Source organism: Salinimicrobium tongyeongense (assembly GCF_026109735.1).
In the GTDB taxonomy this organism is placed as follows: domain Bacteria; phylum Bacteroidota; class Bacteroidia; order Flavobacteriales; family Flavobacteriaceae; genus Salinimicrobium; species Salinimicrobium tongyeongense.
Map to the genome: position 1 here is coordinate 3353823 of NZ_CP069620.1, position 13980 is coordinate 3367802.

The window sequence follows — 13980 nt, forward strand, 5'->3', positions numbered from 1 at the left end:
AAGGCCATTTTTCTACTTAATTTTCTGTTGCCCAGTTTAAACGATCCATCTGGTTGTAAGGCCAGGGCGCGCCGTTGTTTTCAATATTCCCCATGGCATTGTTCAGGTCTGCCGGGCCTGCGCTCTGCTCCATCATGAGGTACCTTCTCATTTCGACAATGATAGAAAGCGGATCAATCCCCACGGGGCAGGCTTCTATACACATCTGGCAGGTAGTACAGGCCCATAGCTCCTCTCTTGTAATATGATCGTCAAGAAGTTGCTTCCCGTCATCTACAAATTTCCCGTTCTTATTGATGTTTTCACCAACAGCCTCAAGCCTGTCGCGGGTATCCATCATGATCTTTCTGGGAGAAAGCAGTTTTCCGGTGTTATTTGCAGGGCATTGATCTGTACAGCGGCCACATTCGGTACAGGTGTATGCGTTTAACAACTGCACCCTGTTGAGGTCAAAAACATCTGAAGCTCCAAATTTTTCAGGCTCCCCTTCTTCTTCGGCACCTTCAGCTTCAGCCGGAGCTGCAAAAGGATCGGCATTGGGGTCCATCATCAGCTGCACTTCTTTAGTCACCGCATCTATATTGTCAAATTCAGCTTTCGGTTTAAGCTTGGAAAAATAGACATTTGGAAATGCCAGTAAGATGTGCAGGTGCTTGGAATAATACAGGTAGTTAAGGAAGAAGAGAATCCCCAGAATGTGCAACCACCAGGCTGTTCTTTCAATAATGATAAGGGTAGAGTCACTAAAGCCGTCAAGCAGTGGCAGTAAAAAACTGCTTACAGGAAAAGCCCCGGCAATTTCGCCACTTGCCATGGCGTAATGAGGCGCGAGGTTTAACTGCAATTGATAGTCGGCCGCATTCATGATTAAAAACAGAGACATGAGCACCATCTCAAAGTAGAGGATGTAATTGGCGTCATTCTTAGGCCATTCGGTAAGTTCCCTGGCTTTGAACCTGTAGATATTGAGAACATTCCTTCTTATCCAGAAGATAATCACCCCCACAAGGACCAGGAAAGCAAGAATTTCAAAAGCACCTATCAAAAAACTGTAGGGAGCCCCGGCCACAGAAAATACGCGATGTGTGCCAAAGATCCCGTCAATGATAATTTCAAGGACTTCAATGTTAATAATGATAAAGCCCAGGTATACGATCACGTGAATGATACCCGAAACCGGGCGGCGCACCATTTTGTACTGGCCCAGGGCAATTTTGACCATTTTCTTCCATCTTTTAGAAGAATTATCGGTTCTGTCGATCTCGCGACCCAGGTTGATATTCCGGATCATCCTCCGGATATTGCGAATAAAAATACCTATCCCAATTGCAAGAGCAAGGATAAAGGCGACTTGTGCAAGGATCTGCATGGTTGGTTATTTTAATGAATCTTCCGGCGGCGAATAAGGACCGGGGTTTTTACCAAAGATAGAAAAATGTACGTAACGTTTAGGATTCAATTTCACGTCTTGTATCAATTCGTCTAACTGGTTGGTCGCTCTTTCAAGATTATTAAAGACTGCAGGGTCGTTGATAAGTTTTCCGGCAGTACCTTCGCCCGAGTTCAGCTTATTGGTCACGCTCTGAAAATTATTCACCGCAGCCTCAAGATCATCGGTCACCTGTTTCAGGTCAAAGGTCACGAGCGTATCTGAAAAATTGCTCAGGTTTGTCGACATGTGATCAAGATTTGAAAAGGTGCGATCGAGCTTTGGAGAATTGGTTTTCAATAAACCTTCTACAGAGTTGGCAGAATTATTAAGGGAAGCGACTGTAGCATTAAGGTTGGCAATACTGTTCTTAAGGTTCTCCCGGGTGGTGGGATTCATCACTTCATTAAAGGAATTTACCAGGGAATCTGTACTCACTATCACTTTCTCTATCTTCTCCTGAAGTGGTGTAAGCCTTTCATTCACCAGTTCAAGCAGGCCTTCTTCTATCGCACTGGGCAGGGTGTCTCCAGATTGAGCTATTTCTCCTTCTTCATACTTCGGAATAATAGCCAGGGACTTTCCGCCTATGAGTCCGCCACCATATATTTCAGCAACACTATTTTCAGAAAAAGGAAAGGAATTATCGACAAGGAAAGTAACCACAAGTTTACCCGAAGTATCCAAAAAGCCGATATTGGTCACGTTTCCCACCTTGAGGCCGTTAATGGTCACAGGTGATGAAGGGGAAAGCCCTTCTACGTCGTTGTAAACTGCGTAAAACGTCCTGCTGGAATCAAACCAGTTTTTGCCTTTTAAAAAACTATACCCAAAAATGAATAAAAGAATGGCTACAATAGCCAAAAGAGCGGTTTTTACCTCTTTAGTATATTTCACAAAGATTGTCCTATTTGATGAGAGACAAATATAAAATTTATATAGGAAAGAAGGTCTATTTCATTTTTGTTTTTAACGCGTCATTAACGCTGATCTTCTCCTCTCCCCTAAAGGCAACTATATAACTGTCTGGATATCCCGTGCGTTTTGCTTTCTCATGCAGGTCCTGAATTTGTGTATAACTGGAGGTAGCCCCGTAATAATATTTAAAGAGCTTGCCTTCCTTATTCCTGGAAACCTGGCTCAACCCTTTAAAATTCTTTGAACTGGGATCCAGCTTTTTACCGGTAGCTGCAAGTTGTACTTTAAAGGTTATACCATCATATACATCTAATGGCTTGTTTTCGGGCTCTGCGGCAAGTTCTACAGGAGGATTGGCTTCAAAATTATCGAGCATCTCAAGATTCATGGAGTTCTTGTAATCTTTTACGGCACGCACTATAGATTCAGCAATGGCGGCCTGCCCTGCCGCACTGTTAAGGTAAGTCCCCTCGCTTTTGTTACTCAAAAAGCCCGCTTCTATAAGAACACTGGGCATGTAGGTTTCCCGTAATACCAAGAATCCTGCCTGCTTCACCCCTCTGTTCACTCTTTTATTGATATTGGTGAAGTTCTTCTGCACAAGATCGGCCAATAAAATACTTTGGTCAAGATACTCTTCCTGCATTAAGGTAAGGCCAATATAAGACTCGGGGGAATTGGGGTTAAACCCGTCATAGGTCATTTCGTAATCTTCTTCCAGAAAAATTACCTGGTTCTCCCTCATGGCAACCTCCAGGTTATCCTGGTTGCGGTGAAGCCCCAGTACAAAGGTTTCTGTTCCCTGCGCCTGAGACTTGTGACCATTCATGTGAATGGAAATAAAAAGGTCGGCTTCGGCTTTATTGGCAATCTCGGCCCTTCCGGCAAGTGTCACAAAAACATCCGACTTGCGGGTGTAGATGACTTTGATGTCGGGAACTTTTTCCAGTTCAGCACCTACTTTAAGGGCTATGTTCAGGGCAATTCCCTTTTCCTTAAATCCATTCCACGAGTTGCCCGGGTCATGGCCGCCATGACCTGCATCTACCACAACAACAAACTTATCCCGCGGAGGATCTACTTCTTCCGAAGCAGCTAAAACGGGATTAATTACAGTAAAAAATATTAAAAGGATAAAGAAATTCGTTTTCATATGAAAATAACGGTTCATTGGGGTGCTTATTATTTTTCGGGTTCTCAAAAGGTACCTTAAAAAATATATGTAATTTTGAAACTTCAAAAAACGAGCCACACCTTACAAAAATAGCATAAGTAGCCTTGCGAACAAAGATACTTTACATACTTTCCTGCTGTATTTTTACGCTTTCTTTAGCCTCGAAATCTGCAGCGCAGGAAATCAAAACCAATGAAGGTATCCGCATTCCCGCTGAACGTGAACCTGTGCGCCCTATAATCGATTCAGTTAAGATCGAGGCACCTGTTCCCGTTATCACGCTCACCACCCAGGATACGGTAAAACCCCAAAGGGAAATCCTGGCAGACAGGGTGACCTATACTGCCCAGGATTACATGCGCTTAAACCCCAGGGAAAACAGGATATACCTCTATAACAATGCCCAGGTAACCTATGGCGACATCAATATTACCGCCGGAAGGATCGTGCTCGACAATGAACGCAATGAGGTCTATGCCTACGGAATAACCGACACGGCAGGAGTTTACACCCAAAAACCTGTGTTTACACAGGCACAGAACGTGGTGCACCCAGACTCCATCAGGTTCAATTTTGAATCTGAAAAAGCCCTTGTCTTCAACTCCCGTACAGAACAGGGGGAATTTAAAGTGCTGGGAGAGATCACCAAAAGGGAGAACGATTCGGTGTACTACATGAAAAATGTGAAATTCACCACCTCTCCCAATGAAGAAAACCCCGATTATTATTTCTATGCCAGGAGGATCAAGTTAGTGCCCGATAAAAAGATCGTTTCGGGCCTCGTGAATATGTATATTGCCGATGTTCCCACTCCGCTGGGCCTGCCCTTTGGGTACTTTCCAATGACCGACGAACAGACTTCCGGATTTATCATCCCTTCATTTGGGGACGACAACAACCGCGGATTTTACCTGCAAAACGGGGGCTACTATTTTGCCATTAGCGATTATGTAGACCTAACGGTTTTGGGGGATTACTACACCAACGGCAGTTACGGCCTGCGAATGGAATCTTCTTATGCCCTGCGGTACAGGTTTAGAGGGAACCTCAGTTTTAGATATGAGAAGCTGATAAACAGCGAAAGAGGCTTTCCCGATTTTTCTGAATCTACCATTTACAACCTTCGGTGGAACCACTCACAGGATTCAAAGGCTAATCCTTCCTCAAGGTTTTCGGCTTCCGTGAACCTTGGTAGTAGCGATTATTACCAGGCTTCCACCAATCAAATGAACACAGGTAACAGGTTGACCAACACCCTGAGTTCTTCGGTATCTTACTCAAAGACCTTTAATATTCAGCCACAAATCAACCTGAGTATTGCCGCTACCCACAACCAGAACACCAATACAGAAAAAATAAACATGACCCTGCCTACAGTGCAGGCAAGCATGGCCAGGGTCTACCCTTTCGAGCCAAAGGTAGGTGCCAAAAAAGGCATTATTGAGAACATAAATTTTCAGTATAATTTCAGGGGAGAAAACAGGTTTCAAACCACCGATTCCCTTTTCTTCAAGCCAGAGATGTTCGAAGATGCCATTTTAGGAGCGCAACACTCCATCCCGCTTACCACAAACTTTAAATTATTCAACTATTTAAGTGTTAGTGCCGGAACCAATTATACCGAATCATGGGTCTTCAGGACTTATGAAAGATCATATGATGAAGAAGCCCGAAGAGAAATTGTTGATACCGTGCGGGGCTTTGACTCGTTTCGCACCTACAACTTCAACACTAGTATAGGTACCACGATCTACGGAACCAAGAATTTCAGCGGAAAGGGGAAATACCAGGCTATTCGCCACGTAATGCGCCCCTCGATAAGCTATAACATCAATCCCGGGTTCGAACATTACTACGATGAATACATCATCCCGGAATCTGAAGGCCGCGAAGAGCGCGTGGTAGAATATTCCAGGTTCCAGGGCTCTTTATACGGGCCTCCCGGAAAGCTGTTTTCAAGCTCCATCGGCTTCTCTTTAAGCAACACATTTGAAGCTAAAGTAAAAGATTCTGCCGATGCCGAACCGAGAAAAGTAAAGCTGCTCAACAACCTGAACATAAGCACCTCTTACAACCTGGCTGGAGATTCCCTGAAGCTCTCCCCAATTAGCGTCCGTGGAAGTGTGCCGGTGATACAAAACAAACTGGACATCAACTTTGGGGCTAACCTCGACGTCTATGCACTCAACAATGAGAACCGCAGAATTGATAAGCTGAACATTCAAAACGGCGGAAGCCTTTTCAGGCTTACCAATGCCAATATGAGCTTCGGGTACTCATTCTCAAGCCGCGATTTTTCTGGCGGAAAAGAAAATGTGAACCGGCTTGAAAATCAAACTTTCAGAAATGGCGGGCGTCCAGATGACCTTTTTGGAAAGGATATGGACATTGATGGTTCTTTTTACGATGAACATGAAGCCGATATGGCTGAAGAAGAAGAGGAAGAAGAAAGTGAGAACAGCTGGTACAACTTTGACATACCATGGGATCTGAGACTGGCTTATACCCTCAACTACAGCAACAGTGCCCGGCAGAATGATATCTCTTCCCATTCGCTTATGTTCTCGGGAGACGTTGAACTCTCCCCAAAATGGACGGTGGGTGCCTCCTCGGGTTATGATTTTGTGAATACCGGATTCACGCATACACAACTCAGGTTTGGCCGCGACCTGGAAAGCTGGAGAATGACCTTTAGCTGGACGCCTTTTGGGGTCTACAAACAATGGAACTTTTTTATTGGGATCAAATCTTCCCTGTTGAGGGATATCAAGTACGAAAAGAGAAGGGAAAGAGACAGAAGATTATAATTCCTTATCTTTAACTTATGAAAAAAATAATCAAAACCAAAGATGCTCCCGCACCAATTGGAGCTTACAACCAGGCCGTTTTAAGCGGAAACACGCTGTACATTTCGGGCCAGATAGCCCTTAACCCTGTAAGCGGCGAATTACAACAGGAGACTATAGAAGAAGAAACCGAGCAGGTTATGCGAAACCTCAAAGCCATTCTCTCTGCAGCCGAAATGGATTTTGAGAATGTTGTAAAGAGCTCGATTTTTATTAGTGACATGAACAATTTTGGCCGTATCAACGCGGTATACTCTAAATATTTTGATGAAGAAACAGCACCGGCCCGTGAAACTGTCGAAGTTGCAAACCTTCCGAAGTTCGTGAATGTGGAAATAAGTATGATCGCCACAAAATAGCATCAGAATATCACACTAAATACAGAGGCGTCAAAAATGGACTAGCCCCCAAAAGTTGGACGGTTTATAATTAGATGTAATAGCTCCGATCTCGTCTGACAGTTAAGAGTTTTTTTAGGCATTTTGACTTTTGGAATAAACCTGATTTAGGGGCTCGTTTGGAGCCCCTTGACCATTCCAGTCGTCAGGCAAGTTATTCCTGACAGGTTGGTCTCCACCAGAGCCTGTTTCCGCTTTACCTGCCTTTAATAAAGGTACGAGTTTTTCCGATTGTAAATCCAGCATTTTTTCATCAGCCAAATGTTTGCTGTCGAGCAAAGTTTGCATCGGAGTTTTTCCAAAACAATGTTTTCCGGAGTGGGTTCTTTCATTGTTATAGTAGTTTAACCAATCATCCAGATCAGCTTGTATCTCCTCTATGGAGGTGTAGATCTTTTTCCTAAAGGTAATGGCGTAAAACTCATCCTGAATCGTCCTGTGGAAGCGTTCACAGATTCCGTTGGTTTGCGGGCTTTTAGCCTTGGTCTTTGTATGATCTATATCCTCGATAGCCAGGTAAAGTTGATATTCGTGGTGCTCTCTATGGCCACAGAATTCTGTGCCTCTATCGCTTAATATTCTTAAAAGTCGCAGGTCTTGCTCTTCGTAGAAGGGTAACACCCGATCATTTAGCATATCAGCAGCTACAAGAGCATTTTTACGATCATAAAGTTTAGCATGGGCTACTTTGCAATACGTGTCAATGAATGTTTGCTGATAGATTCTTCCAACTCCTTTGATGGTTCCTACATAATAGGTATCCTGAGCTCCAAGATAGCCGGGGTGGTGGGTTTCTATTTCTCCATGGGCTTTCTTTTCTTCTTTCGCTTTCTCCAAGGCATTTAGTTGAGCATCAGTCAACACCAGTCCATCCTGGGCCATTCTGGCTTCTAAGTACTTCAGCCTTTTTTTAAAAGTCTCCAGATCATTGCGTAACCATACACATCGAACACCTGCTGGTGAGATAAAAATTCCTTTCTTTTTGAGTTCATTGGAAGCGCGAAGTTGTCCAAAAGCAGGATAATCAAAAGCAATCTGGATTGCTGCTTTTTCTGTTTCTTCTTCAATCCTATTCTTAAGATTTGGCCTTCTTCTATTGAGCTCTCGTAGTGCTAACTCACCTCCCTGGTCATAAAGTTCTTTAAAGCGGTAAAAACTATCCCTGCTATAACCAAAGAGTTTACAAGCCTGGGACACGTTTCCTAATTGTTCTGCTAACTGTAATAAACCTACTTTAGATTTAATTACCTTTGCTTCTGTATTCATTCTGACAGTTTTAAGGGTTAATGTTTTTTGTTTCAACTCTTTAAATATAATCCTTAACTGTCAGATTTTATCGTGTCTATTTCAAATTAGATTAAATTTTCTACGTGAGCTCGATATTGTATCGGGCTCATTCCATTTAGGTTTAGTCTTATTCTGTCATAATTGTAGTATTTTATATAATCTTTTATATCCTGCTTTAGTTGATCTACAGTGTTATATTGATTTAGGTAATACAGCTCAGATTTTAGAGTTCCAAAGAAGTTTTCTGCCACGGCATTGTCTAAACAGTTTCCTTTTCTCGACATGCTTTGGGTGATGTTCTTTTTCTGTAGGGTCTTTTGATATTGCTTCATTTGATACTGCCATCCTTGGTCAGAATGAAGAATAAGCCCCTGTTTTTCCTGTTTGCTACACTTATTAATCATATCCATTACCTGTTTAAAATTAGGTCTCTCAGAGATGGTAAAGCTTAGGACTTCTCCATTGAAGAGATCTATAATAGGTGATAAATAAAGCTTTTTGTCTTTGACTTTGAACTCTGTAACATCAGTTGCCCATTTTAGGTTAGGTCTATCGGCTTTAAAATTTTGCTTTAACAAGTTAGCCGCTATTTTCCCTTGGTTTCCTCTGTAGGAAGTATATTTCTTGACCCTTATCAAACTGCTGATCCCTAGCTCCTGCATGAGCTTAAACACAGTCTTGTGATTCACTACATAGCCTTTGTTCTTCAGAGTTAACTGGATTCTCCTGTACCCATAGCGTCCCTTGTGTAGATCATATATAGATCTGATTTCTTTACGAAGAACCTCATACTTATCCTGTTTACTGGCCTTTAAGTGATAGTAAAAGGTACTACGTGCCATCCCGGCATGCTTTAGTAGTTTTTCTAGCGCATGCTCTTGCCTTAATTCCTGGATGATTTGCGTTTTTCTTCTTTCTCTTTTTCTGATTGAACTAAGGCATGAAGCTTTTTTAGATAAGCATTTTCTGCTTTAAGATCAGCTAACTCATCCAAAAGTTGCTCCTCTCTGGTCATAGGTTTTTTGGGCTTTCTAGGCATAGATTTAATTCTTCCTCTATTTTCTATTGATAAACCTTCCCGCCCTTTCTCATTATAAACCTTTACCCATTTCACTAAAGTTTCCGAAGAAGGAATCTTAAAGAGCACACAAGTCTGCTGAAAAGATAAAGAATTCTCTTTCATCTTTTGTATCACCTTTACCTTAAATTTTGGAGAATATTTGTTTCTAATTGGCTTCAGTCCTTTTGACCCATGAGCTCTGTAAAAGGAAACCCATCTTCGAACCATTGATTCACCCAGGTTGTACTTGAAGCTAACAGCATAGGCTGATAAACCTTCATTTACCACTTCTTTGACTACCGCCTTTTTAAAGTTGTAATCGTGTTTGATTTTTCTACTCATAAAAATGCCCCCAATAAAGTGTCTAACTTTTTGGGGGCACTCTAAAAATGGCATTTTTGACGCCTCTGTATTTAGTTAGAATTCATCGGCTCCCGGGAATTTGATATAATCTGGCGCCAGACTTTTCTTTTCTTCTACCGGTCCTTCCACCTCTTCTTCTTTTAGTCCCGAAGTTGATAATTGCGTATCTACGATTTTCCGAAGCAATTCTTTAAAAGTATCAAAATCTACCTGGTAAGACAGCCCCACGCCCTGCGTAAAGCCCAGTTCTTCTCCCAGGTACTGGATGTTGTTCTCGCGGTTAAAGATCTTTGCCCGCAGGTTGCCTTCTTCATTCAGCAGGAATTCTATTTCCAGGTTCCCAACAATTACCGTCTCTGTAACACCGCCTACCGGCACCCCAACCTGCCCGTTGATAAGCACCCTTTCACTAATTTGGGTAGAAAGGGTTACCCCAAACCTGTCGGCCATCGATTGTTCAGGGGTACGCACCCCCTGTTCATAGTTAAGCCCCACCTGAAAAGTGCCCGATTCATCTGAAAGCAGATTATTGAAGAAACCCGAAGCACTTTCAAAAAGGTTTCCTGCCCAGAGGCTTCCGGGGCTTCCGGCCAAAACATTTTCAGTATAAAACTGCCCCAGTGTAATTAAGGAAAACGCCTGGATTTCGGTATTTGTACTGGTCTCAATCTTGTATTCCAGCTCAGAACGCACTGCCGAAGCCACATTCGGGTATTCGAGGTCAAAAGAGATATCTGGCTGCAAAAGTTCCCCTTCAAGGTTGATCACCACATCTACGGGAATCCTTCGGCTAATCCCCGGGTTATCAAGAACAATGGCTGGATTGGCATGGGCTTCATAAACCGCACTAATATTGAGGTCGGCCAGGGCGGGGTTCCCATTCCAGTTGATACTTCCCCCCGGCCGCACCTGGAACCTTTTCTGAAGTGCACCGTAATTAAAGATATATTCTCCCGTATTCGCAATAAAGTCACCCCACATATTGAATTTTCCGAGGGTATTGATCTCGATCAAGAGGGTTCCGGCACCTCTCCCGCGCAAAATGCTTCCGTCTATATCAAGTTCTACAAGCGCATCATTGGTAACATCGAGATCAAAATTGAGCTCCAGCCCTTTCACTTCCTCAAACTCCAGCTCCTCTCCTGCCAGGCGTGCCGCTTTTTCTTCGGGGCTTAAAAAATGAATAAAAGAATTGTCGCCAATGCTTTCTGAATCGCTAATTGGGATCTTGAACACTGTTCCCCGCCGGGTTGCGCCTATCACATCAATGACAAGTTCTGAAGTTGGGCCGTAAATAGATGCATTTCCGCCAATAAATCCGGTTCCGTAATAAAGCGCTTCCTCATCGTATTCGGTATCGAGCACCAGAAGCCGGTCTGTAGAAATATTAAGCCCCAGCACCCAGCTGCTAAAATTCTGATGAGAAATGCTACCGTCTAGCACGCCGGTAGTATTGTAGCGGGTATCAGTAATGTTTATTTCATCAAAATTGAATTGCTGCTCGCTCAGGTTGACCACGGCACCTTCCTCAAAAGCATAATCTACCTCCAGGTAAGGTATGGATAAGCCTGCATTGTTCAGAAACAACCTGCCCTCAATATCGGGGTTTTTGTAATTTCCGGTTACATCGGCATCCCCCGATACCAAACCCCTAATATTGCTGATCACATCCTTCCCCAGCGGACTAAAAGCCGATAAATCGAAGTTCTTTAGATCTACCTCCAGGTCGATCTCGGGATAATCTCCCTCCACGACTATCTCCCCAATCGCCGATAAAGATTCCAGCCCCTCATTGCGCAGGGTGGAGTTGACGTTATAGAAGCTCAGGTCTCTGTTCCCCATCACATCAAGATTGAGCACGCCCAGCATTTGATTGTTAATGGTAAGGTCTTCAATGGTAAGGGAAGTGTTTGGGTAGTAAGCGCCATCCTGCTGCAGCACGCTTAAAGAACCATTAACAATTCCTCCCATTTCGAGATTATTTATTTCCGGGGTAATTTTATAAAGGTCAACCTGGTCAAATTCGAGTTGAAAATCCTTGTATGTAGAATCGCGCATTTGCCCCGAGAGCCTTATTTCCTCATTTTCATGGCTAAGCACCAGGGAATCGATCCTGATATTTTTTAAACCTTCGGAAAAAATCACCCGGTTAGAGCTGTTCCCCTCTTCATTGAGGTGCCATACACTTTCCTTGAATTTAACATCAGAACGTTGCAGCCCAACCACCGAATTATTGTTCTCATTAATGGTGTGGTACAGGTTTATATTGAACTGGTCATTGCTCCTGGGCCCGCCTTTAAATTCTGAACGCATATAAAGTGTGTCGTTCAGGGTAACGTTAATGAGGTTAAAATCTTTGATGTTGTAAAAACCGGTGGCCACGCTGTCAATCTCAATGAAAGTATTAAAAAGCGGGTTTGAGTTGTCAACCTGCACATTTACCTGGTCAAAAAGATTATTAAAGGCTTCAATTTTTGGAGAGCGAAAAGCCAGGCGGAAATCAGATTCATCAGATTCCACACTTCCGCGGATGAAAGTGTTGGGTGCCAGCGTAATTTCGGGATAAAACACCTCCACGATCTTGTTGTAGATATCAAAATCGAAATTGAGGTATTGATTTGTGGTGATCTTATTGGGGCGGTAATTGGTATAAAGGCTCCCCACGGCGTTCTCTACCATCGCCGGTACTTCAGTCACATCAAAAACCCCTTCTATGGTTCCGTTTATAACATCGGGCGAATGGATCTCAATTGTCCGCACGGGCCCGTTAAAACTGGAAGTGATATTAAGATCCCTGAACATGTAGGTATCGTTCTCATTTTGGTAGGAAGTATTCAGAAGATAAATTTCCCCTTCAAAATTATTGAGGTTGGTGCCCTCCATGTTCATGATCACATCTCCCTGAAAGACCGAAATACTGTCCCGCTGCACCAAATTCATGGCCGAAAGATTGGCATGGGCAACAGAAGCCTCAAAATCATAGATATTTGTCGCAGCCGAAAAATCTGCGAGTCCGTTGAATTCCATTTGAAGGTTCGGGTCTCGTGAGATCAGGTTCCCGTTGAACAGCGGAGCTTTTAAAGTACCCCGCAACTTGAGGTCATTGTAGGCGTAATTTTTAAAGACCAGGCGGGAAATACTTCCCTGTACCTGTGTGTTAAGTGTTTTGGTAGTAAAACCCCGCCCGTCAAAAGTGACATTAAAAGAGGTCGTTCCCAGGTCTTTGACGTTGGCCAGTCGCCCCACGTCAAAGCTTTTTGCGATGAGCTGACCTTCATAAGCAGTTAAGCCCGGCTCCTTAAAGCCGTTCATTTCAAGGTCTACAAGTGCCGTACCCAGTTGGGAAAACAAGGTGGCTTGGGTGATCAGGGAATTTTCAGAAACAAAGATCTCCCCCTCCAGCTGCACGTTGCCAAGCTCCCTGAGTTCTTCAGGCAGTTTTCCCTGCAGCAACCCGGGTAAAAGGTGAATTAGATCGTAGTAATTCGTTGAAAGGTTGGTAAGGGCCCCATCCAGAGAAAACTCGTTCTCTTTTGCCGACAATGGATTCCTGATTTCCAGATCCCCTTCGAGCCTGGTCCTGTCCAGCCCCGTCATTTCAAGATCTGAAAGCTTAAAATCGTTTAAAGTTCCTTCAAGTACGGTAGAGAAATGTATCTCTTCATCACTTCCGAATTTATCATAGAAGGGCTGCAAATCGTTTGTAGACACCGTAGATGGCCTGAAAACCGCATTTACCGGCACCTTGTTTATGAAACCGGCAAAACCATTGGTGATATCAAAACGAATATCGGAATCTACCTGCGAGTATGGGGTTTCTATCTTTAGTGCCTCCAAAGCCATTTCTTCGGAAGTATAACTGAAATCTGTGCTAAGGTCATTAATACGGAAGCCCCTGTTTTCGAATCCCGAAAGCCTTTCAATATCTACATATACATCTGAATTTTCTACCAGGAGATCACTTGCCAAAATATTAAGCTCATCCAGTTTGACCACTTCCGGGTAATTGAGGTTCTCGTTTATATAACTAAATCCGCCGTCAACAACTTCCAGCCGGTTAACTGCCAGCACAAAGGAAGAGCTTTCCTTCTTTTTCTGGCTTTTAAGCTTTTTCAGGAAAACATTCAGGTTATCGCGCTCTTCCCCTTCATACACCTTCATGTCCATGCTAAGTCCCGTGGCCATGGTAGCTCCAAAAACAGGATTGTTGTTGTAAATACTCTTAAGGCTGGTTGCCGCAGTTCTTATTTTTTCAGCATAAATAAGCGTGTCCTGGTGATGGTCCAGAATAAGCACATCCTGCAATTTTAGTTTCCCGCTGTAGGTAAGCCCAATCCGGCCAACACTAATATCAACATTCTTTGATTCCCTCAAAGAATCTGTTAGCTTTCGGGCAACAAAAGTCTGTACCGAGGGAATAGAAAATACGATCAACAAAATGATGAAAAGCAGCAGCAACGCGAGCAGCGTTTTACCCAGTATTTTCCAGAATTTTCTGATAGATA

8 protein-coding genes and 1 pseudogene are annotated in these 13980 nt (G+C 43.3%); 2 read left to right on the forward strand and 7 right to left on the reverse strand.

What is annotated here, in order from left to right:
- Positions 1-16 precede the first annotated feature (16 nt).
- From JRG66_RS14915 to JRG66_RS14925, 3 genes are read right to left on the reverse strand one after another with little or no spacing between them, the layout of a single operon-like run.
- Positions 17-1369 (reverse strand): 4Fe-4S dicluster domain-containing protein, encoded by a 1353-nt coding sequence (locus tag JRG66_RS14915; protein WP_265163557.1) that lies wholly within the window; start codon positions 1367-1369, stop codon positions 17-19.
- 6 nt (positions 1370-1375) lie between these two features.
- On the reverse strand, positions 1376-2326 hold the full coding sequence (locus JRG66_RS14920; protein ID WP_265163558.1) for an MlaD family protein: 951 nt from the start codon (positions 2324-2326) through the stop codon (positions 1376-1378).
- A 55-nt stretch (positions 2327-2381) separates the two neighbouring features.
- Positions 2382-3500 (reverse strand): N-acetylmuramoyl-L-alanine amidase family protein, encoded by a 1119-nt coding sequence (locus JRG66_RS14925; RefSeq protein ID WP_265163559.1) that lies wholly within the window; start codon positions 3498-3500, stop codon positions 2382-2384.
- Between the two features lie 125 nt (positions 3501-3625).
- On the opposite strand from JRG66_RS14925, the gene JRG66_RS14930 reads away from it, so the two are divergent.
- On the forward strand, positions 3626-6328 hold the full coding sequence (locus JRG66_RS14930) for a putative LPS assembly protein LptD (RefSeq protein ID WP_265163560.1): 2703 nt from the start codon (positions 3626-3628) through the stop codon (positions 6326-6328).
- Between the two features lie 17 nt (positions 6329-6345).
- Positions 6346-6726, forward strand: a complete 381-nt coding sequence (locus JRG66_RS14935; RefSeq protein WP_265163561.1) for a Rid family detoxifying hydrolase — start codon at positions 6346-6348, stop codon at positions 6724-6726.
- A 279-nt stretch (positions 6727-7005) separates the two neighbouring features.
- Here the strand turns inward: JRG66_RS14935 and JRG66_RS14940 are convergent.
- From JRG66_RS14940 to JRG66_RS14955, 4 genes and pseudogenes are all read right to left on the reverse strand, one after another.
- Positions 7006-8031: pseudogene (locus tag JRG66_RS14940) on the reverse strand (IS481 family transposase); the annotation flags it as partial.
- Between the two features lie 86 nt (positions 8032-8117).
- A complete protein-coding gene (locus JRG66_RS14945) occupies positions 8118-8981 on the reverse strand; it encodes an IS3 family transposase (protein WP_307726324.1) in 864 nt (287 codons plus the stop codon).
- A complete protein-coding gene (locus JRG66_RS14950) occupies positions 8936-9508 on the reverse strand; it encodes a helix-turn-helix domain-containing protein (RefSeq protein WP_265163562.1) in 573 nt (190 codons plus the stop codon). Before JRG66_RS14950 ends, JRG66_RS14945 begins: the two co-directional genes overlap by 46 nt.
- 21 nt (positions 9509-9529) lie before the next feature.
- Positions 9530-13933 carry a translocation/assembly module TamB domain-containing protein gene (locus tag JRG66_RS14955; RefSeq protein ID WP_265163563.1) on the reverse strand — a complete coding sequence of 1468 codons (4404 nt, stop codon included), beginning with the start codon at positions 13931-13933 and terminating at the stop codon, positions 9530-9532.
- Positions 13934-13980: the final 47 nt, after the last annotated feature.